The following is a 19,599-nucleotide window of genomic DNA, read 5'->3' on the forward strand; positions in this document are numbered from 1 at the left end:
GAGCTTTTCCATGCGCAAAATTCTCCTGCTGTCCCTGATTATCGCCAGCCCCATGGCCCTCGCCGGCCCGCAGTGCACCACCGCCGAACGCTCGCAGTGGCAAGACGAAAAAGCCTTCCAGGACACGCTCAAGGCGCAAGGGTACGAGATCAGCAAGTTCAAGGTCACCGACGGCAACTGCTACGAGATCTACGGCTTCGACAAAGACAAACGCAAGGTCGAGATCTACCACGACCCGGTCACCGGCAAAGCCGTGAAGACTGAGATCAAGGGCTGATGCCAAGCGAATCCCTGCGCCTGTGGGACCCTCTGGTAAGGCTGTTTCATCTATCTATCGCCGGGGTCTTCGTCGCCAACTACTTCTTTAACGAAGCGGGCGACGACTGGCATGTGTGGCTGGGCTACTACGCCATGGCCTGGTTGCTGGTGCGACTGGTGTGGGGGTTCGTAGGACCGCGCAGTGCACGTTGGTCAGATTTCTGGCCATCGCCTGCGCGACTCAGTGCCCATGTGCGTCGGGTGTTGGACGGGCGAGGGCTGCACCGCCTCGGTCATTCGCCCATCGGCGCGCTGGTGATGCTGTTGATGTTGTCGGCGCTGCTGATCCTCGGTTCCAGCGGTTTCCTGATGCAGGAAGTCGACGCGTTATGGGGTGCCGACTGGCCGCTGCAAGTCCACGAAACCGCCGCCAATGTGCTGCTGGCTCTGGTCTGCGTGCATGTGCTGGCCGCCGTGTATGAAAGTCTCCAGGTGAAGGACAACCTGCCGTTATCCATGCTCACCGGTCGCAGGAAGCGCCTGCCGGATGAGCGTGCGCAGTAATCCTTTTCCCAACAGGTTCTCTATGCGCTCCGCCTTACTGATCTGTAGCCTGCTCGCGGTGTTTTTCGCCGCCTGGCAAAGCCATCCGCCGCATGTGCTGGCGCCGTTTGCCCAGGCGAGCCCGAATACCTCCAAGGTCGCGACGGCGCCGCAATACACCAGCCGCTTTGTGTCCTCGCAACTCACCGACTTTGTGCACGCCTCCTCCGTCACCGCCCTGCCCGGCGGCGACTTGATGGCCGTGTGGTTTGCCGGCAGCCGCGAAGGCGCCGCCGATGTGCAGGTGCGCACCGCTCGGTTTGATGCGCGCAGCGGTGAATGGGGCGCCGAGCAGGTGCTGGCCACACGCGAAAGTACCCGCGACGGCACGCAGCGCTACATTCGCAAACTGGGCAACCCGGTGATTGCGCTGGGGCCGGATAAACGCCTGTGGATGTTTTATGTGTCGGTGTCGGTCGGCGGCTGGGCCACCAGCGCGATCAACGTGATGGTCTCCACTGATCTCGGCGCAAACTGGTCGGCGCCGCGGCAATTGGTGACCTCACCGTTCTTTAATATCAGCACGCTGGTGCGCGCCGCGCCGGTGTTTCACGCCGACGGTTCGATTGGCTTGCCGGTGTATCACGAGTTCATGGGCAAGTTTGCCGAGTACCTGTACTTGAGCCCCGACGGCGCGGTGATCGACAAATTCCGCATCAGCCGTGGCAAGCACTCCCTGCAGCCGACCATCGTGGCGCAGGACGGCCAGCGCGCCGTGGCGATGTTGCGCTACGCCGGCGAAACCCATCACCGCGTGCTCGCCAGCCGCACCATCGATGCCGGGCAAACCTGGAGTGAGCCGTACCCGCTGGAGCCGGCCAACCCCAATTCATCCCTGGCGGCAGTGGCTACTGAGGATGACGGTTTGCTGGTGGCCCTCAACGACCTGCAAGACGGTCGCTTCAAGCTCAGCCTCTACGGGACCAACGCCCAGTTCAGCCAATGGCGCACGGTGGTGGAACTGGACCAGTCGCCCGACCCGCTCGGCCAGCCGTTCTCCCACGAGGCCTATAAAGAAATCATCGGCGAGGGCTTTCGCGCCTCCAGCGGCGCCAAGCGTCTGCCACTGGAACAACGCTTTCTGAGCAACCTGGATTACCGCGTGTGCAAACCGCGCGGCTGCGATTTCGAGTACGAGTACCCGTATTTCAGCCGCAGCCCGGACGGCATGTACCACGTGGTGTACTCGTGGAATAACACCTTTATCAAACATGTCAGCTTCAACGAAGCCTGGCTGGCGGAGCATTTGTGATGGTTTTTGTGTGGCAGGCCCATTTGAGTTTTGTGCTGCTGGGGTTTGTGCTCTTAAGCCTGTTTCGCTTTACCGCGCCGTGGCGGCCGTGGTTGCTGCCGATGCTGGTGGTGCTGAGTTTTATCCCTGTGCATGAACTGCCGTTGGCGGCGTACGTGCGCAGCTTTACCGATGACCTGGCGATCAGCACCTTGGTGTTGCTGGCGTGGGTGACGCTGTGCCGATTGGGCGTGGTGCAGCCGGTTAATCGCCCACATCAAGTGCAACTGCTGGTGCTGCTTGGCGCGCTGAGCCTGCTGCTGTATCCGGCCACGATGGGCCTGACGTATTACGACCCTTACCGCTGGGGCTTCAACCCGCGGCCGATGATTGTGCTGGTGGGCGCGGCGGCCTTACTGCTGCTCTGGCTGCGCAACACGTTGGCGGTGTGGATGCTGGCAGTGGGCACCCTGGCCTTCGCGCTGCGGCTCAAGGCGTCGGAGAACTATTGGGATTACCTGATCGATCCGCTCCTGGCGGGCTACTGCGTAGTCGCCGGGTTAATGCAACTCAACCTGTGGGAACGGGCTTGCTCGCGAATGCGGCGTGTCAGGTAACAACGCTGGCACTGATAAACCGCCTTCGCGGGCAAGCCCGCTCCCACATTGGAGTGGCGTCGTTTTGGAGATTGGGAGGGGTCACCGATGGCGATCCGCTCCTGGGGCTACTGCGTAGTCGCCGGGTTAATGCAACTCAAACTGTGGGAGCGGGCTTGCCCGCGAAAGCGGCGTGTCAGGTAACAACGCTGGCACTGAACCACCGCTTTCGCGGGCAGGCCCGCTCCCACATTGGAGTGGCGTCGGTTTGGAGGTTGGGAGGGGTCAGTGATGGCGATCCGCTCCCGGCGGGCTACTGCATAGTCACTGGTTAGCGCAATCCAAACTGTGGGAGCTGGCTTGCCTGCGAAAGCGGCGTGTCAGGCAACAACGCTGGCACTGATAAACCGCCTTCGCGGGCAAGCCCGCTCCCACATTGGAGCGGCGTCGTTTTGGAAATTGGGAGGGGTCAGTGACGGCGATCCGCTCCCGACGGGCTACTGCGTAGTCGCGGGTTAACGCGATCCAAACTGTGGGAGCTGGCTTGCCTGCGAAAGCGGCGTGTCAGGTAACAACGCTGGCACTGATAAACCGCTTTCGCGGGCAAGCCCGCTCCCACATTGGATTGGCGTCGTTTTGGAGATTGGGCAGGAGGATCAAATGGGGTCGATCCGCTCCCGGGGCTACTGCGTAGTCGCCGGGTTAATGCAACTCAAACTGTGGGAGCGGGCTTGCCCGCGAAGGCGGCGTGTCAGGCGACAACGCTGGCACTGAACCACCGCTTTCGCGGGCAAGCCTGTTCCCTCATTTGCTGTGTGGTGTTTGTGAGATTGAGTAGAGGTCAATGATGGGTGTGTTGCAATCACGCCGCCTGCGCTATGGCGTGGGCGCGATCGGGTTGGTGTTTGCGTTGCTGGCGGCTTTGCGGCTGATGTTTTTGATCAGCTTTTCCGGTCTGGATTTAAACACCCCGGCGCTGGCAGAAACCTTGGGCATCGGCCTGCGTTTCGACCTGCGCCTGGCCGTGTTGATCATGTTGCCACTGGCCGTGCTGGCCTGGCTCCCACGCTGGAACCTCACCACCCTGCCCGCCCTGCGCTGGCTGGCGCGCGGCTATCTGGTCGTGGCCCTGGCCGTGGTCGGCCTGGTGTACATCATCGACTTCGGCCACTACGCCTACCTCGGCGTGCGCATCAACGCGACCGTGTTGCGCTACCTGCAAGACGCACAGATTTCGCAACAGATGGTGTGGGAAACCTACCCGGTGCTGTGGATAACCGCCTGCTGGCTGGCCGCCGTGGCGCTGTGGGTATGGGCGCTGGTGTGCCTGGAGCGATTGACCCTGGATCGCGAACCCACAGTCATCGGCAAATGGGCCGTAGCTTCCGTGGCCGTAGTCGGGGTTGTCGCCGTGCTGCTGGCGCTGCTCGGCCGCGTGGCCAACCTCAACCTGGAAAACCCGGTGCCGCTGCGCTGGAGCGATGCGTTTTTTTCCGGCAACAGCCAGGTTGCCGCCGTGGGCCTGAACCCGGTGCTGTTTTTATACGACACGCTCAAGGTCGGCCAAGCGCAATTCGATGAAGCCACAGTGCGCAAGCATTACCCGCAAATAGCCGAGTATCTGGGCGTTGACCAGCCCGATCCCCAACAACTGAATTTCACCCGCGAACAAGGTGTGCAACCTTATCGCCTGCAAGGCGAGCGCCCGCCCAATGTGATTTTCGTGATGCTTGAATCCCTCGGCACCAGCGCCGTCGGTGCCTACGGCAACCCGCTGAACCCCACGCCGAACCTGGACACGTTGGCAACGCAAAGCTGGTTCTTCAAACACTTCTACGTGCCCGTCACCGGCACCGCCAAAACCGTGTGGGCGAGCATCACTGGCGTGCCCGATGTGACGCGCCAGGAGACCGCCACGCGCAACCCGCTGATCACGCGGCAGCACACGCTGATCAACGTGTTCGAGGGCTACCAGAAGTTCTACATGATCAACGGCAACGCTGGCTGGGCGAATATCAATGCGTTGATCCGCCAGAGCATCGACGGCGTGCAGCTGTTTGATGAAAGCTACTGGCGTTCACCGCGGGTGGACGTGTGGGGCATCTCTGACCTGGACCTGTTCAAGGAGGGCGACCAACTGCTGCGCGCCGTGCCCAAGGACAGGCCGTTCTTCGCTTACGTGCAAACCTCCGGCAACCATCGCCCGTTCACCATTCCCAAGCAGAACGACGGCTTCCAGGTCCGTGACGTGACCCTGGAGCAGGCCCAGGCCGCTGGCTCGCGCAGCGTCGAGCAGTACAACGCAGTGCGTTTGCTGGACTTCAACATCGGCCGCCTGATGGACATCGCCAAGGCCGGCGGCTGGTACGACAACAGCATTTTTGTGTTCTTCGGCGACCACAACACCCGCATCAGCCAGATCCCGCACATGCCGCCGGCCTTTGAGCAACTGGGTCTGGAAAGCAACAACGTGCCGTTGCTGATCCACGCGCCGGGCCTGCAACCACGGGTGATTGAAGAGGCGGTGGGCCTGGCGGATTTGTTGCCGACAGTGGCCGGCATGGCGGGCGTCCCCTTTCGCACTGGCGCGATGGGCCGCGACATCCAGCAGCCGGCACCGGAAGGCGAACGTGTGGTGCCACTGGTGTTGCACGAGGGCACGTTCCCGATTATCGGCGGCGTGACCCAGGACTTCCTGTTGCAGATGCAACACGACGGCAGTTCACCAACCCTGCATGACCTGGCGTCGCCAACACCTCGCGAAGACGTGGCCGAGCAGCACCCCGAAGAGTTTCAGCGCCTGCAGGGCCTGACGCGCGGGCTGCATGAAAGTGCGCGGTTGATGCTGTTCAGGAACGTGCGCGAGTGATCATTTGGGCTGGAAGGTTTCGAGGTAGGCCAGGATGTTTTCAATCTTTTCCGGGTCGCTGATGCCCCAGAAAATCATGCGCGTGCCGCTGACGACTTTTTTTGGCGCCTCGATATAGGCGGCGAGTTTGTCGCGGGTCCAGACCACGCCGGAGTTTTTCATCGCGTCGGAGTACTGGTAGTCCGTGGTGGTGCCGGCAGGGCGGCCGATGATGCCGTTAAGCTGCGGGCCGAAGCCGCCGCGCGCGCCTTCGCCGATGCTGTGGCAGCCGCCGCAGGTCTTGCTGAAAAGCTTGCCGCCCGCTTCGGCATCGCCTGCCGCTAAAGCCGGGGCGGTGGTGAGAATCAGGGCGAGGGTCAATAAAGCGTGCTTCATGAAGGCTCCACATCAGGAAACGGTGAGGCGATTATGCCTGCAAGCGCACTGTGCCGCTGCGGGCAACGCCCTGCTACCCGCTCTAAACCGACCATCCATCGCCCGGAATATATCCAATCGAACCTATTCACGCCCGCCCCACTCCACCTTACTGAACCCTGATGGTGGAGTAAGGATCATGGCTCAGCCATCGATTTTAGTGCTGGAAGACGACGAGATCATTCGCTCGTTAATGGTGGATGTACTGGAGGATTTCGGGGCGCACGTCACGTCATTTCCTTCGGCGGATGAAGGGATGATTTACCTGGAGCGCGGCGACGACCCCGTGGATCTGATTGTCAGTGATATCCAGATGCCCGGTTTGCTCAATGGTTATGACTTGAGCAAGGTGGTAGCGCATCGCTGGCCGTCTGTGCCCGTGGTGCTGACCTCCGGCAATATCAAGCTGGCGGCGCAGCTGGGCGGTTCCGTGCGTTTTTTACCCAAGCCATGGAGCGCCGAACACCTGGTTGAGTGCGTACAAACGGCGCTGAGCCAACAGGGTATGTCCCTGCACTGATATCGTCGCGATATCACAAAAGCGAACTTGAGGTGCTTTTCCGTGGTCATTAATCACGCAAGGAGTGACTTTTCTGATCCGCCGGTCTGCCTTTTCGCCTAGTGCGCACAGGTGATGGCAATGAGTTGTGTAGAATCGTCGCCCATTTACAGCGTCATTCATGGCCGGAAGGCCCACAGTTCGAGCTCATTGAATGCATTCACAGGCCCCTGACGTCAGTGCGCCCTCATTGCTGGAAGCGTTACGTTCAGGCACCGCCCTGCTGCATGTAGCGCTGGAAAAACGCCTGCCGTTTTTCTCCGAGCGTTTGGATGCCGAGTGGTACCAGCGCTTGCTTCAGGCGTACTACGGTTTTTATGAGCCAATGGAATCGGCGCTGTATGACAGTGGTTTGATCCCCGATGGATTCGATACGTCATTGCGTGTGAAAACGCCCACACTCCTGCACGATCTTTACGCCCTTGGCCTGACTGACGACGCCATCAGCGCACTGCCCCGTTGCACCAGCCTGCCACTGTTCGATACCTCCGCCGCCTGCCTCGGTGCCCTCTATGTACTGGAAGGCGCGACCCTGGGTGGCCAATTGCTGCGCCGGGAAATGGCCCAGCGCCTGGGCATCGACGCCGAACACGGCGGCGCGTTTCTCAATGTGTACGGCGCCGAGACCGGTCGACGCTGGAAAGACTTTCTCGATTACCTGAGCCGCCAACCCCTCGATGCGCACGCCAAACAGCGCGCAGTGCAGGCAGCTTGTTCGACATTCAGCGGCTTCGAGCATTGGCTCGTCAGCCAGGAGGTACTGCTATGAAACCCGAAGATTTTGAAGAGCTGCTTGCCAACTGTGCCGACGAACCCATCCGCACCCCCGGCGCGATACAGCCCCATGGTGTGCTGCTGACGTTGTCAGAGCCGGACCTGCACATCATTCAGGTCAGCGCCAACGTCGGCAGCCTGTTTGGTCACACGCCCGAGTCGCTGCTGGGTCAGCCGCTGCACAGGTTGATCGGCGCCGAACATGCCCAAGCCGTGCAGGCCATGGCTGAACACAACACGTTTTTAGATGCGCCAGCGCTGCATGTCACCTTCAATGGCGCGCAATTCGAAGGCCTGCTGCACCGCCATCAAGCGGTGCTGGTGCTGGAATTCGAACCACGCCTGGAAGATTTCAAACCGCGAGCCCTGAATGGTCGCACCAGCGATCTGGGCAAGATGCTGCAACGCCTGCAGGCAGCGAAAACCCTGCAAGCGCTGTACGAAATCAGCGTGAATGAAATCCAGGCCATGACCGGCTACGACCGAGTGCTGATCTACCGCTTCGAAGAGGAAGGCCATGGCCAGGTGATCGCCGAAGCCTCGGCGCCGTCCATGGAGCTGTTCAACGGGCTGTTCTTTCCGGCGTCCGATATCCCCGAGCAAGCTCGCGAGCTGTACCGCACCAACTGGCTGCGCATCATCCCGAATGCCGCTTATGAACCCGTGCCGTTGCTGCCCAAGCTGCGCCCGGACACCGGCCAACCGCTGGACCTGAGCTTTGCGACCCTGCGCAGCGTGTCGCCGATTCACTGCCAGTACATGCAGAACATGGGCGTGCTGTCGTCCATGAGCATCTCCTTGATGGCAGGCGACAAGCTCTGGGGCCTGATCAGTTGCGGTAACCGCGAGCCACTGCTGGTGCCCAATGACCTGCGCCTGGCCTGCCAAACCATCGGCCAGGTGCTGTCGTTGCAGATCAGCGCCATGGAAGCCCTGGACCTGAGCCGCCAACGCGACGAAAAGGTCGAGGCCCTGGCCCTGCTTGATCGCGCGATGAAAGCATCCGAACAAAACGTGTTCGACGGCCTGGCCCAGCAGCCGCAAGTCCTGATGGACCTGACCCTGTCGGGCGGCGTGGCAATCATCGAGGACAAACAGTTGCACCGTTACGGCAACTGCCCGCAGCCCGAGCAGATTCGCGCGCTGCACGCATGGCTGCAAGCCAGCGGCGAACCGGTGTTTTCCAGCCACAACCTGACCTCGGTGTATCCGCCGGCCGCCGAGTTCCAGCACGTGGCCAGTGGCGTGTTGGCCATGAGCCTGCCGAAGCCTGTGGATAACGGCGTGCTGTGGTTTCGCCCGGAAGTGAAAGAGAACATCAACTGGAGCGGCAACCCGGACAAGCCGTTGAATCTGGAAGAGTCAGACGCCGGCTTGCGCCTTCGCCCTCGGACCTCGTTTGAAATCTGGAAAGTGGAAATGGCCGGCATCTCCACCAAATGGAGCCATGGCGACCGTTTTGCTGCCAACGACCTGCGCCGTTCAGCCCTGGAAAATGACCTCGCCCGTCAAGTGTTGCGCGAACAGCAAGCCGTACGCGCGCGTGATGACCTGGTGGCCGTGGTGTCCCACGACCTGCGTAACCCGATGACCGTTATCTCGATGCTCTGCGGCATGATGCAAAAGGCGTTCAGCTCCGAAGGCCCGCACACCTCGCGACGTATTTCTTCGGCGATCGACACCATGCAACAGGCCGCAGGGCGCATGAACGTGCTGCTGGAAGACTTGCTCGACACCTCGAAAATCGAGGCGGGCCGTTATGTGGTCAAGCCGGTGGTGCTGGACGTCAGCCAGATGTTTGAAGAAGCCTATGCCCTGCTCGCGCCGCTGGCGATGGAGAAAGGCATTGAACTGTCGTTCAACGCAGAACCGGGGTTGCAGATCAACGGGGACCCTGAGCGTCTGTTCCAGGTGTTGTCGAACCTGATCGGCAACGCCATCAAGTTCACCCCGCGCCAGGGAAACATCGGCGTGAGCGCCATGAGCAATGACGAAGAGATCGTGTTTTCGGTGCGCGATTCCGGTGAAGGCATTGCGCCTGAACAGTTACCGCATGTGTTTGATCGCTACTGGACCCAGACCGAAAACAACCCGACCGGCAGCGGGTTGGGGCTGTACATCACTCAGGGCATCGTTCAGGCCCATGGCGGGCAAATCGACGCGCACAGTGAAGTCGGCCGGGGCAGCGAGTTTCGCTTTACGGTGCCCAAGGGGATCGAGGGGTCACACCCCTGACAGCGGCAAGTGGACTTGATGTGGCGAGCGGGCGTGCTCTCCACATCAGGCCGGCTGGCTAAACCCGCAACATACCACCCTGGCCGCGACGGGTTGGTGGCCGATAGCCTTGTCATGTTTTGACTCAACGCGTGTATAGCCGCGCCAGCCGAGGCTTTGTAAGTTCTGTGCGCGTTCACAACGCGACAACACTTCCCTGGCCTTACCGAGCACACCCAATGGATTTTTTTCTCAGCGCTAACTTGAACTACATCAACACCATCCAGCTGATCAACGCCGCGCCGCCCCCACAACCGCCGAAGCCAAGCCTCGATCAGGCGTCGGCCATAGGCCTGAGCGGCGCAAATACCCCAGACAATAACAACCGCTCCGGCAACCTGGAAAGCCTGGGCAAGGGCAATCTGCTCTAGCCTATGAATGCGGGGCAAGCCATCCTGCCCCGCCATCCCTTAACAAAACACTGACATCCGCTGGGTTAACCTGCCGGCCTTTCCTGCACAGAGTCCTTATCCCTATGCTTGAAGCAGGCACACTGCCCGCCGTTCTTGCCGGGCCGCTGTTACGGCGGCTGGAGCCTCGCCGCCTGGTGTTGTGGCTGGTGGCAAGCCGTGAACTGTCGCCGACCTTGAGGCTGCACGTTGCCGAACACAGCCGCGATATCCGCCTGGATCAGGGCCAGTGCCAAGTCGTGCCGGTGGGGCGCCACGCCTTCATCCACCTGATCGACGTGGGGCTGGACGACGCCCTGCCGTTGGACGTGCTCATCGGCTATGACCTGCTGATCGACAACCTGGGCATCGCCGAATGGGCGCCGCACCTGCTGTATGCCGACGCCCGGCAGCCGAACTTCGTGCTGCATAGCCGTATCCGCCAGTTGGTACACGGTTCCTGCCGCAAACCGCACCACCGAGCCGACGACGGCTTGCTGTGCGTCGACCGCCTGCTGGCCGAGGCACACACGCCGACCGAACGCCCGGCCTTGCTGATGATGAGCGGTGACCAGATCTACGCCGACGATGTCGCCGGCCCGATGCTGCGCGCGATTCATGCGCTGATCGCGCGACTGGGCCTGTTTGACGAATACCTGGAAGGTGCGGTGGTGACTGACAGCGCCAGCCTCTACGGGCATCGCGCCAGCTATTACCATCGCGCCGACCTGCTCCCGGCGCTGGACAGCAACGAGACCCTGCGCGAGCGGTTTTTTGGTGGCGTAAAGAAGCCGATTTTCACCAGCAGCACGGCCGACAATCACCTGGTGAGCTTTGCCGAGGTGATCGCGATGTACCTGCTGGCGTGGTCGCCCACGCCCTGGCAGTTGATCACACCACACACCCCGCAACTGAGCGTCGAGGAACAGCAGCGTTATGCCCGCGAGCAAGTGCCTATTGATCAGTTCCGACAAGGGTTGCCGGGCGCCGCACGGGTCTTGGCTCATCTGTCGACGCTGATGATCTTCGACGATCACGACATCACCGACGACTGGAACCTCAGTGCCCAATGGGAAGAAACCGCCTACGGCCACCCGTTCTCCAGGCGCATTATCGGCAATGCCCTGCTCGCCTACCTGCTGTGCCAGGGTTGGGGCAACCAGCCGGATGTGTTCGCTGAGCTGCTGAGCCAAACCCAGGCACTGGCCACCCAGGTTAAAGGCAACCATCTGGACGCCGGCCTGCAAGATGACCTGCTGGCGGCGCTGCTGAAATTCCAGCACTGGCATTACGTCCTGCCCACCACACCGGCCCTGGTGGTGCTCGACACCCGTACCCGCCGCTGGCGCAGCGAGTTCACCCTCAAGCAGCCCTCCGGCCTGCTGGACTGGGAAGCCTTGAGTGAGCTGCAACAGGAACTGCTGGACCACCCCTGCGCCATCATCGTCTCGCCCGCGCCGATCTTTGGCGTCAAGCTGATCGAAACCGTGCAGAAGGTGTTCAGTTGGTGTGGCTACCCGCTGCTGGTAGACGCCGAAAACTGGATGGCCCATCGCGGCGCCGCCCAGGTAATCCTCAACATCTTCCGCCACTCGCGCACGCCGGGTAACTACGTGATCCTCTCGGGCGACGTGCATTACTCGTTCGTCTACCAAGTGCTGATCCGCTACCGCAACGGCGGGCCGAGCATCTGGCAGATCACCAGCAGCGGCATCAAGAACGAGTTCCCCCCACGCCTGCTGGAATGGTTCGACCGCCTGAACCGCTGGCTCTATTCACCGCGCTCACCGCTCAACTGGTTCACGCGCCGCCGTACCATGCAGGTAGTGCCCCATATTCCGGAACATGCCGAAGCGGGCGAACGGCTGTGGAATTCGGCGGGCATTGGCCAAGTGTTTTTCAACGACCACGGCCAACCGGAGGCGATTTACCAGCACAACGCCGATGGAAAGCCTCGGACGAGGATGCTGGCGCCGGAGTAAGTTTTCTTACACATGCAAAACCACGCTCGCACTCACTCTGCGGAAAATTCATAACCACCTGTTTTTGCTGTAATTTTCTGCAAAGCTTCGACATCCATCGCTCACAAAAAAAGTGCCAGGCTCTGACCGCTCTTCGCGAAAAGCTTCATCAATCGCCGATTGCCGTATGAACCTATTTTGGTGCACTCTTGTGAACGACTTACCTCTCATGTTGAGCGTCGCGTTTTTCCGAACGCAGGCTGGCAACGAGCCCGTGCGTGAATGGCTGCTGGAACTGCCAAGGGAGTCACGCAGACTCATAGGCATTGACATCAAAGCAGTCCAGATTGGATGGCCGCTGGGAATGCCGCTGGTTCGAAAGCTGGAGCACAGCCTTTGGGAAATACGAAGTGACCTCAATGAGAACATTGCACGGGTCATTTTTACGTTAGTTGACCGCGAAATTGTGTTGCTGCACGGCTTTATCAAAAAGAGCCAGAAAACGACGTCAGTGGACCTGAACACCGCGAGGCGTCGTAAAAGCAAGCTTTGAGGGACCACCATGAATAAACATATCGGCTCCAACTTCGATGATTTTCTAAGTGACGATGGGCTCATAGAAGAAGTGTCCGCTGCCGCATTGAAGCGTGTTATCGCCTGGCAGTTGGCGCAAGCAATGAAGGCGCAGAAAGTCAGCAAGAAAGCGCTGGCAGAACGTATGCACACCAGCCGCACTGCTGTGGATCGGGCGCTGGATCAAAACGATGCCGGCATGACTCTGGCAACCCTGGCAAGTGCCGCAAGAGCGTTGGGCCAGCGGGTAGAAGTGCGGCTTTTACCGAACGCCAATACATGACCGGTGATGACGTGAAAACCGGTCCACGTAAATCCAGCATAGGTGGCTCATAGCCATACATCTAAAGCAGCACACCCGCCCTATTCAAACCGCGCAAGTCCCGATGTACAGTAGCGCCAGCCACGGAGTATCGGCGTCAACGAAGACTGGCCTTACAAACCAGCACACGCAGGGAAGCGCAAAGATGGGCGATAACTCCGGCAATAAACCGCTGCGCAATGACTTTTCCGAACTCAACGCCGACATGTTGCACGCCGTCATGGAACTGGTCAGCGACGGCATCTGGGACTGGAACGCCAATACCGGCTTCGTCTACCGCAACCCCGGTTGGTACGAGATGCTGGGTTACCCCCGCCACTCCCTGGAAAACACTGTGTTCACCTGGGAGAACGTGATCCACGCCGAGGATTACCCGCGCGTGATGGCCGTGTTTGATGACTACATCAACCAGCGCGCCCCCCATTACCAGGCCGAGTACCGCTGCCGAAAAGAAGACGGCAGCTACCTGTGGATCGAGGACCGGGGCTACGTCATTGCACGTAACCCTGACGGCTCGGTAGCCCGCATGGTCGGCGCCCACCGCGATATTCACACCCGCAAGAACTCTATCGAACAGCTGCAAAAGCGTAATCAATCGCTGGAGGCTCTGGTGGCCGAACGCACCCGTGAATTGTCTCGGGTCAATCAGCAACTGCAATTGCAGCTGGATGAGAACCGCTCCCTGGCCGAACAGGACGCCCTGACGCGTATCGCCAACCGTTATCGCCTGGAAAAAGTGCTGCTGGAGGAGTGTGAGCGTGCCGAGCGCTTCCGCGTGCCATTGGCATTGGTGGCCATGGATATCGATGACTTCAAGCCGATCAATGACCAACACGGCCACGGCGTCGGCGACAAGACCCTGATTCGGGTGGTGGAAAACCTGGAAGCCTGTGTGCGTCCCGGTGATTTGCTCGCGCGCTGGGGCGGTGACGAATTTATGGTGGTGCTGCCCAAAAGCACCCTCGATTCGGCCAAGCAACTGGCCGAAAGCGTGCGGCAGAAGGTCACCGAAATACCCGCCGTGGGTGATTTCAAAGTGACCCTGAGCCTGGGTGTGGTCGAACGTCGTATGGGTGAGGACCCTGCCGCCTTGATGGCACGCGCCGATCAAGCGCTGTATCGGTCCAAGGCGGCGGGAAAGGACGTGGTGTCGGAGTAAATACGGCGACTCCACTGGCTTGGCGTGATCAGCGAACTGGTGGCGCGTACTGGATGCCGCCGTTGCTCCACAAGGCATTGAGCCCGCGCTTGATCTTCAACACGCTGCCCTGGCCGATATTGCGCTCGAACACTTCGTCATAGTTGCCCACTTGCTTGACGATCTGCACCACCCAGTCCTTGCGCAGTTTCAAATCTTTGCCGTAATCGCCGTCGGCACCCAGCAGCCGCGCAACGTCGGGGTTCTTGCTGGATTTGGCCTGCGCTTCGACGTTCTGCGAGGTGATGCCCATTTCCTCGGCATTGAGCATGGCGAACAGCGTCCATTTGACGATGCTGAACCACTCGTCATCGCCCTTGCGCACCAGCGGCCCGAGTGGCTCCTTGGAGATCACTTCCGGCAGCACCACAAACTCATCCGGGTGAGCCATCTTGATGCGCTGCGCGTACAGGCCCGACTGGTCGGTGGTCAGCACATCGCAGCGCCCGGCTTCGAGGCCCTTGGCGCTTTCGTCGGCGGTATCGAAGGTGATTGGCGTGTACTTCATGCCGTTGGTGCGAAAGTAATCCGAGACATTGAGTTCAGTGGTGGTGCCGGCCTGGATGCAGATGGTTGCGCCGTCGAGTTGCTTGGCGCCGGTCACCCCCAGCTTGTTGTTGACCAGAAAACCGATGCCGTCGTAATAGGTGACGCCGGTGAACACCAGGCCCATGCCCGAATCACGCGAACTGGTCCAGGTGGTGTTGCGTGAGATCAGGTCGATTTCGCCGGACTGCAGCGCGGTAAAACGCTCTTTGGCCGTCAACTGGCTGAACTTCACTTTTGAGGCGTCGCCGAACACCGCCGCGGCGACGGCGTGACACACGTCTACATCGATGCCGGTCATTTTACCGGTGGCGTCCGGCACGCCGAAGCCCGGCAAACCGTCACTGACGCCGCACTGGATAAAGCCTTTTTTCTGGATTGCGTCGAGGGTCACGCCGGCGTAAGCACTGCCCGCCAGGCCCATGACCGCAGCAGCGGTGAGGGCGGCCAAGGTGGTCTTGAGGTTGTTCATGCGAAGCACTCCCTGTCGATCTTTATTATTCGGCGCCGCACAGCCCGCGCCGGTTTATAGTGTGGCCGCGCAGTATCGACGGCTTTACGCCCCTGTCACAAACGACCTTTAGGCAAAGGCTCCTTCCGATTTGGAATGAACTGCATGATCTCTAAACGCTTGACCCCTTCGATGACGGCCCTGCAGTGCTTCGAAGCCGCCGCCCGCCACCTGAGTTTCACCCGCGCCGCCCAAGAGCTGCACCTGACCCAAAGTGCCGTGAGCAAGCAGGTCGCGCAGCTCGAAGAGATGCTCTGCCACAACCTGTTCGAGCGCGTGCGCCAGCGTCTCTACCTGTCGCCAGCGGGCTCGCTGTACCTCGCCGAGGTCCACAAGATTTTGACTCAGGTGGACATTTCCAGCCGGTACATCCTCACCTACGGCGGCGAGACCGAAGTGCTGCGCATCGCCACCCAGCCGACCTTCGGCGACCGCTGGCTGGTGCCCAAGCTCAAGGATTTTGCGGCCAGACATCCGAACATCCACCTGGATGTGCGCAACGAGCTGGAGCCCTTCGACGTGTTGCAGGCCAAGGCCGATATTGCGTTTTTCTTCGGCCAGGGCTCCTGGCCGGGGGCGACGTGCATCGAGCTGTTTCGCGAGGCCGTGGTGCCGGTCTGTGCGCCGGGGTTTGTCGCCGAGGGCAGCGATGCCTCCTCGCGCCACACCTTGCTGCAATGCACGTCACGCCCGCAAGCCTGGCATGAGTGGTTTCTGGAACAAGGCCTGCATTCGCAGAACAGCTACCACGGGCCGCGTTTCGACACGTTCTACATGTGCATTCGCGCAGCGCAGTCGGGCTACGGCGTGGCGTTGGTGCCGCAGTACCTGGTGGCCGAAGAGTTGGCCAATGGCAGCCTGATGACGCCTTGGGATTACACGATGCCCAGCGCCGGCGCGCACTTTATCGCGCACGCCGAACACGCCGGCGAGATCCCCAAAGTAAAAGCATTCTTGAACTGGATGGTCGACTACTTAAAAGCACATCCCGACTTTTAATAATGACCCGGCGACTTTATTTCGTTTGCGGCAAGGCCGGGCGCGCGGCTTAGATAAAAAGACGCCCGCCATTGCCGAGTCCGAGATTCATGAGCCGCGAAACCATCAGCCAGTCGATTTCCATCGTCCACCCCATCAGCCTCAGCCACGGCAAAAACGCCGAGGTCTGGGACACCACGGGCAAGCGCTACATCGATTTTGTCGGCGGCATCGGCGTGCTCAACCTCGGGCATTGCCACCCCGGCGTGGTCGAGGCGATTCGGGAGCAGGCCACCAAACTGACCCACTACGCGTTCAACGCCGCACCTCACGCGCCCTACATCGAACTGATGGACCGTCTTACCGCGTTTATGCCGGTGGATTACCCGGTGAGCGGCATGCTCACCAACAGCGGTGCGGAAGCGGCGGAAAACGCTTTGAAGATTGTGCGCGGCGCCACCGGCCGCACGGCGGTGATCGCGTTTGACGGTGCCTTTCACGGCCGTACCCTGGCCACGCTCAACCTCAATGGCAAGGTGGCGCCCTACAAGCAAAAGGTCGGTGTGTTGCCTGGGCCGGTGTACCACCTGCCCTACCCCAGCGTTGATAACGGCGTGAGTTGTGCCGAAGCACTCAAGGCCATGGACCGCCTGTTCAGCGTGGAAATCGACGTTGAGGACGTGGCCTGTTTCATCATCGAACCCGTGCAGGGCGAGGGCGGTTTCCTGGCCCTGGACGTCGAATTCGCCCAGGCCTTGCGACGTTTCTGTGATGAGAAAAACATCCTGCTGATTGCCGACGAAATCCAGTCCGGCTTCGGGCGCACCGGCCAGCGCTTCGCCTTCTCGCACCTTGGAATTGAACCGGACTTGATCCTGCTCGGCAAAAGCATCGCCGGCGGCGTGCCATTGGGCGCGGTGGTCGGGCGCAAAGCCTTGCTCGACACCTTGCCCAAAGGTGGCCTGGGCGGCACCTACTCCGGCAACCCGATTGCGTGCGCGGCCGCGTTGGCCACGCTGGACGCGATGACGGACGCACACCTGAAAACCTGGGGTTCACACCAGGCCGAAGCCATCGTCAGCCGTTATGAACAATGGCGTGCGCAAGGTGTGCCCTATCTGGGCCGCCTGACCGGCGTCGGTGCCATGCGCGGCATCGAGCTGGCCAATGCCGACGGCACGCCCGCGTCCAGGCAACTGACCCAACTGCTGAGCCTGGCGCGGGACGCGGGGCTGCTGCTGATGCCCAGCGGCAAGTCGCGACACATCATCCGCCTGCTGGCACCGCTGACCACCGAGCCTGCGGTGCTGGAGGAAGGCCTGGATATTCTCGAGGCCTGTCTCAAGCAGCTGACTTAGTAGCGCGCGTCGGCGGGCTTGCCGCCGTTGGGCCAGTCTTTGACCTTGTCCGGGAAATCCGGGCGCGGTTGGCTGGAGAAATACGCCGCGACGTTGTTCTTCGCGGTGAAGTACTACTTCGGCGACCAGCAGGCGGTGCAGCCGCTGTTTTTGAGCACGCCAGCGATGCTGGTGGCGGTGGGCGGTGTGTCGGGATTTACCGTTGGTCTGTTCTGTGGACGCGCCCTGCGGCTGCAGCGGGCGCTGACGGCGTTGCGCCGCGACAAGGGCATTGTGCTGCCTTGACCTGATCACCCTCCCCGCTGAAAATGCGCGACGCTTTTTTGTCCCGTTTACTGAAGTAGTGAAATTTCAATGTCCGATTCTTACACCGAACACTCCACCGAAGAATCCGTAACAGCCCTGCAGTCCAAAGCTGAATACGAAAACGCCATCAATCTTTCACAGCATGTGCCTGCGGCCAAGATCATCAGCGAGATGGTGCTGGACGCATTCCACACTTCCAAGGAAAGCGACCAGATCCGCGAATTGCGCGTGGCCATCCGCCAGGCCCACGACGCCTTCGACGACGACAAGGCCTACGACCTGATGGGCCAGCTCAAGCAACTCAAGGATGCCGAGGCCGCCGACAACATCGCCCTGGAGGACCTCAGCAGCAAGTTCTCGATCAGCCGCATTCTGTCCAGCTTCAAGGACGATCCCGAGTTCCAGGAACTGGTCTATGGCCTGGCCCTGAAGGTGCTGAACCAGTCTCACCAGGCCATCAGCAACCCCAGCGCCGGCAAGAGCAAGGCAGCACGCGCGAAGAAGGAAGCCGAAGTGTTTGTGATCAGCAAGGATGGCATCAGCGTCACCCTGCCACTGCGTACACCTCGCTCCAAGTTGAACGTTGACCGTGAGGCGCTGGAATTCCTGGGCTTTACATTCGTGGGTGAAGGCAACGAGGCGGAACTGGAAACTGAAACCTTCGTCGACAACAGCGGCGTAGAGCAGCCGGTCACGCGCAAAAGCATCGTGACCGCGCTGCAACAACAAAGCGCCTTTGACGGTTACGCCATCACTGCGCAATAAGTGCGCGCAGGGTCACCAGGGCCTGCTCAACCTGGGCCTGGGTGACATGCCGGCCCACCGAGGCGCGCACGAAATGCGTCGCGCCGAGGTCCTTTAACAGCAGCGGCGTATGGGCGGCCGTGCCCGCCCACAGGTTGAGCCCCAGCTCGCGGGCCTGGCTGACAAACGCCTTGGCCGACAGGTTGTGCGGCACGAACGAGACAATCCCGGTCTGCTGGAACTGATCGCACAGCAGCGTCAACTGCGGCAGGCGCCGTAGCTCTTGCACCAGCAGCGCATAGGGCTCGGTGCTCACCTTTGCTGCGACCTGCGTGTATTCACTCAACGCGGTGTGCAACCCCACCAACGCCGAAAAGCTTTTTTCTGCAATTTCCAGCACCCGAGCCCCGGACACCTCGATCCGATTAACCTGGCCATCCGTGCTGGCCGCGTGCAAGTCAGCGAAATTCAACGACAACTGGCTGAGCAGGCGTGGCGACACGTAGGCGATCCCACTGCCGCGTGGCCCACAGAGAAACTTGCGGCCCGCGCCGGTCAGCAAATCACAATGGATATCCCGCACGTCCAGCGGCAGCTGCCCCAGCGACTGGCACGCATCCACCACATACAGCGTGTTCGTCTCTTTAAGCAGCGCGCCCAGGGCTTCCACCGGGTTGATCACACCGCAGCACGACGGCAAGTGCGACACGCTGACCAGGAACACATCGTCGTCCAGATGACGTCGCACCCATTCCAGGTCCAGCGGGCTGGTGGCGGTGGTTGGGATCACTTCAACGCGAATATCGCGCGACAGCTTGAGGTAGTTGAAAAAGATCAGGTTCGCGGCGTACTCCGAGGTCGACACCCACACGCGCTTACCACGGGGAAATTTCAGTTTGCCGAGGATGCTGGTCCAGGCTTCGGTGGCACTGCTGAAAAAACCGATGTCCGCAGGCTGTGCATTCAAGAGCCCGGCTGCCGCCCGATACAGGTCGACGTTGAGCAACTCGTCGTAGGCCAGCTCGGTCTCATAACTGCCCATCTGGGCTTCGATGGCCGTGAAGCGCTGGATCGCGTTCAGGGTGGCCGATGACATCAGGCCGGCACCGGCAGTGTTCAAATGCACGATATTCAT

The 19,599-nt window shown here is 60.7% G+C and carries 19 protein-coding genes and 1 pseudogene; 16 read left to right on the forward strand and 4 right to left on the reverse strand.

The window, feature by feature from the left end:
• Positions 1-10: 10 nt before the first annotated feature.
• The 5 genes from ABWL43_RS24110 (at position 11) to ABWL43_RS24130 (ending at position 5,557) form a co-directional block, all read left to right on the forward strand.
• Positions 11-277: a PepSY domain-containing protein gene (locus tag ABWL43_RS24110; RefSeq protein WP_119736807.1), complete on the forward strand. Its 267-nt coding sequence runs from the start codon at positions 11-13 to the stop codon at positions 275-277.
• Positions 277-822, forward strand: a complete 546-nt coding sequence (locus tag ABWL43_RS24115) for a cytochrome b/b6 domain-containing protein (RefSeq protein WP_404484820.1) — start codon at positions 277-279, stop codon at positions 820-822. Before ABWL43_RS24110 ends, ABWL43_RS24115 begins: the two co-directional genes overlap by 1 nt.
• A gap of 22 nt (positions 823-844) precedes the next feature.
• Positions 845-2,113, forward strand: a complete 1,269-nt coding sequence (locus ABWL43_RS24120; RefSeq protein ID WP_242199868.1) for an exo-alpha-sialidase — start codon at positions 845-847, stop codon at positions 2,111-2,113.
• Entirely contained in the window at positions 2,113-2,709 is a 597-nt protein-coding gene (locus ABWL43_RS24125; protein WP_404484823.1) for a hypothetical protein, read from the forward strand. The genes ABWL43_RS24120 and ABWL43_RS24125 overlap by 1 nt, the downstream gene beginning before the upstream one ends.
• An 826-nt stretch (positions 2,710-3,535) precedes the next feature.
• Positions 3,536-5,557 carry an LTA synthase family protein gene (locus ABWL43_RS24130; RefSeq protein ID WP_404484826.1) on the forward strand — a complete coding sequence of 674 codons (2,022 nt, stop codon included), beginning with the start codon at positions 3,536-3,538 and terminating at the stop codon, positions 5,555-5,557.
• On the opposite strand, the gene ABWL43_RS24135 is transcribed toward ABWL43_RS24130, so the two are convergent.
• Positions 5,558-5,932, reverse strand: a complete 375-nt coding sequence (locus tag ABWL43_RS24135) for a cytochrome c family protein (RefSeq protein WP_145164229.1) — start codon at positions 5,930-5,932, stop codon at positions 5,558-5,560.
• A 178-nt stretch (positions 5,933-6,110) separates the two neighbouring features.
• Here ABWL43_RS24135 and ABWL43_RS24140 point away from each other — a divergent pair, with 178 nt between their 5' ends.
• From ABWL43_RS24140 to ABWL43_RS24175, 8 genes are all read left to right on the forward strand, one after another.
• Positions 6,111-6,491, forward strand: a complete 381-nt coding sequence (locus tag ABWL43_RS24140; RefSeq protein ID WP_242201046.1) for a response regulator — start codon at positions 6,111-6,113, stop codon at positions 6,489-6,491.
• A gap of 193 nt (positions 6,492-6,684) precedes the next feature.
• On the forward strand, positions 6,685-7,299 hold the full coding sequence (locus tag ABWL43_RS24145; RefSeq protein ID WP_404484829.1) for a biliverdin-producing heme oxygenase: 615 nt from the start codon (positions 6,685-6,687) through the stop codon (positions 7,297-7,299).
• Entirely contained in the window at positions 7,296-9,539 is a 2,244-nt protein-coding gene (locus ABWL43_RS24150; protein ID WP_404484832.1) for an ATP-binding protein, read from the forward strand. The genes ABWL43_RS24145 and ABWL43_RS24150 overlap by 4 nt, the downstream gene beginning before the upstream one ends.
• Positions 9,540-9,757: 218 nt before the next feature.
• Complete coding sequence (locus ABWL43_RS24155) at positions 9,758-9,949, forward strand: hypothetical protein (protein ID WP_404484835.1); 192 nt, start codon at positions 9,758-9,760, stop codon at positions 9,947-9,949.
• A gap of 104 nt (positions 9,950-10,053) precedes the next feature.
• Positions 10,054-11,949, forward strand: coding sequence for an alkaline phosphatase D family protein (locus ABWL43_RS24160; protein WP_404484838.1), 1,896 nt, complete (start codon positions 10,054-10,056; stop codon positions 11,947-11,949).
• Positions 11,950-12,139: 190 nt separating this feature from the next.
• A complete protein-coding gene (locus tag ABWL43_RS24165; protein WP_119737164.1) occupies positions 12,140-12,481 on the forward strand; it encodes a type II toxin-antitoxin system RelE/ParE family toxin in 342 nt (113 codons plus the stop codon).
• Positions 12,482-12,490: 9 nt separating this feature from the next.
• Positions 12,491-12,784 (forward strand): XRE family transcriptional regulator, encoded by a 294-nt coding sequence (locus ABWL43_RS24170; protein ID WP_145164243.1) that lies wholly within the window; start codon positions 12,491-12,493, stop codon positions 12,782-12,784.
• A gap of 184 nt (positions 12,785-12,968) precedes the next feature.
• Entirely contained in the window at positions 12,969-13,982 is a 1,014-nt protein-coding gene (locus tag ABWL43_RS24175; protein WP_404484841.1) for a diguanylate cyclase domain-containing protein, read from the forward strand.
• Between the two features lie 28 nt (positions 13,983-14,010).
• On the opposite strand, the gene ABWL43_RS24180 is transcribed toward ABWL43_RS24175, so the two are convergent.
• Positions 14,011-15,039: an amino acid ABC transporter substrate-binding protein gene (locus ABWL43_RS24180; protein WP_404484844.1), complete on the reverse strand. Its 1,029-nt coding sequence runs from the start codon at positions 15,037-15,039 to the stop codon at positions 14,011-14,013.
• A 144-nt stretch (positions 15,040-15,183) separates the two neighbouring features.
• Between ABWL43_RS24180 and ABWL43_RS24185 the strand changes: the two genes are divergently transcribed.
• Together ABWL43_RS24185 and ABWL43_RS24190 are read left to right on the forward strand one after the other, a co-directional pair.
• Complete coding sequence (locus tag ABWL43_RS24185; protein ID WP_242201063.1) at positions 15,184-16,077, forward strand: LysR substrate-binding domain-containing protein; 894 nt, start codon at positions 15,184-15,186, stop codon at positions 16,075-16,077.
• Between the two features lie 89 nt (positions 16,078-16,166).
• Positions 16,167-17,414 (forward strand): aspartate aminotransferase family protein, encoded by a 1,248-nt coding sequence (locus tag ABWL43_RS24190; protein ID WP_404484848.1) that lies wholly within the window; start codon positions 16,167-16,169, stop codon positions 17,412-17,414.
• Here ABWL43_RS24190 and ABWL43_RS24195 read toward each other — a convergent pair.
• Positions 17,411-17,509, reverse strand: a pseudogene (locus ABWL43_RS24195) (hypothetical protein); the annotation flags it as partial. The gene ABWL43_RS24190 and the pseudogene ABWL43_RS24195 sit on opposite strands and share 4 nt — an antisense overlap.
• 259 nt (positions 17,510-17,768) lie before the next feature.
• On the opposite strand from ABWL43_RS24195, the gene ABWL43_RS24200 reads away from it, so the two are divergent.
• On the forward strand, positions 17,769-18,485 hold the full coding sequence (locus ABWL43_RS24200; RefSeq protein WP_145164252.1) for a hypothetical protein: 717 nt from the start codon (positions 17,769-17,771) through the stop codon (positions 18,483-18,485).
• On the opposite strand, the gene ABWL43_RS24205 is transcribed toward ABWL43_RS24200, so the two are convergent.
• Complete coding sequence (locus tag ABWL43_RS24205; protein ID WP_404484851.1) at positions 18,472-19,599, reverse strand: aminotransferase class V-fold PLP-dependent enzyme; 1,128 nt, start codon at positions 19,597-19,599, stop codon at positions 18,472-18,474. The genes ABWL43_RS24200 and ABWL43_RS24205 overlap by 14 nt on opposite strands.

The organism is Pseudomonas sp. HT11 (genome assembly GCF_044875395.1).
Taxonomy (GTDB): Bacteria; Pseudomonadota; Gammaproteobacteria; order Pseudomonadales; family Pseudomonadaceae; genus Aquipseudomonas.

What these genes read in the sequence shown, in the direction of transcription:
- ABWL43_RS24110 (WP_119736807.1), top strand. Translation starts at nt 11, where the DNA reads ATGCGCAAAATTCTCCTGCTGTCCCTGATTATCGCCAGCCCCATGGCC.
- ABWL43_RS24115 (WP_404484820.1), top strand. Translation starts at nt 277, where the DNA reads ATGCCAAGCGAATCCCTGCGCCTGTGGGACCCTCTGGTAAGGCTGTTT.
- ABWL43_RS24120 (WP_242199868.1), top strand. Translation starts at nt 845, where the DNA reads ATGCGCTCCGCCTTACTGATCTGTAGCCTGCTCGCGGTGTTTTTCGCC.
- ABWL43_RS24125 (WP_404484823.1), top strand. Translation starts at nt 2,113, where the DNA reads ATGGTTTTTGTGTGGCAGGCCCATTTGAGTTTTGTGCTGCTGGGGTTT.
- ABWL43_RS24130 (WP_404484826.1), top strand. Translation starts at nt 3,536, where the DNA reads ATGGGTGTGTTGCAATCACGCCGCCTGCGCTATGGCGTGGGCGCGATC.
- ABWL43_RS24135 (WP_145164229.1), bottom strand. Translation starts at nt 5,932, where the DNA reads ATGAAGCACGCTTTATTGACCCTCGCCCTGATTCTCACCACCGCCCCG.
- ABWL43_RS24140 (WP_242201046.1), top strand. Translation starts at nt 6,111, where the DNA reads ATGGCTCAGCCATCGATTTTAGTGCTGGAAGACGACGAGATCATTCGC.
- ABWL43_RS24145 (WP_404484829.1), top strand. Translation starts at nt 6,685, where the DNA reads ATGCATTCACAGGCCCCTGACGTCAGTGCGCCCTCATTGCTGGAAGCG.
- ABWL43_RS24150 (WP_404484832.1), top strand. Translation starts at nt 7,296, where the DNA reads ATGAAACCCGAAGATTTTGAAGAGCTGCTTGCCAACTGTGCCGACGAA.
- ABWL43_RS24155 (WP_404484835.1), top strand. Translation starts at nt 9,758, where the DNA reads ATGGATTTTTTTCTCAGCGCTAACTTGAACTACATCAACACCATCCAG.
- ABWL43_RS24160 (WP_404484838.1), top strand. Translation starts at nt 10,054, where the DNA reads ATGCTTGAAGCAGGCACACTGCCCGCCGTTCTTGCCGGGCCGCTGTTA.
- ABWL43_RS24170 (WP_145164243.1), top strand. Translation starts at nt 12,491, where the DNA reads ATGAATAAACATATCGGCTCCAACTTCGATGATTTTCTAAGTGACGAT.
- ABWL43_RS24175 (WP_404484841.1), top strand. Translation starts at nt 12,969, where the DNA reads ATGGGCGATAACTCCGGCAATAAACCGCTGCGCAATGACTTTTCCGAA.
- ABWL43_RS24180 (WP_404484844.1), bottom strand. Translation starts at nt 15,039, where the DNA reads ATGAACAACCTCAAGACCACCTTGGCCGCCCTCACCGCTGCTGCGGTC.
- ABWL43_RS24185 (WP_242201063.1), top strand. Translation starts at nt 15,184, where the DNA reads ATGATCTCTAAACGCTTGACCCCTTCGATGACGGCCCTGCAGTGCTTC.
- ABWL43_RS24190 (WP_404484848.1), top strand. Translation starts at nt 16,167, where the DNA reads ATGAGCCGCGAAACCATCAGCCAGTCGATTTCCATCGTCCACCCCATC.
- ABWL43_RS24200 (WP_145164252.1), top strand. Translation starts at nt 17,769, where the DNA reads ATGTCCGATTCTTACACCGAACACTCCACCGAAGAATCCGTAACAGCC.
- ABWL43_RS24205 (WP_404484851.1), bottom strand. Translation starts at nt 19,599, where the DNA reads ATGAATATCGTGCATTTGAACACTGCCGGTGCCGGCCTGATGTCATCG.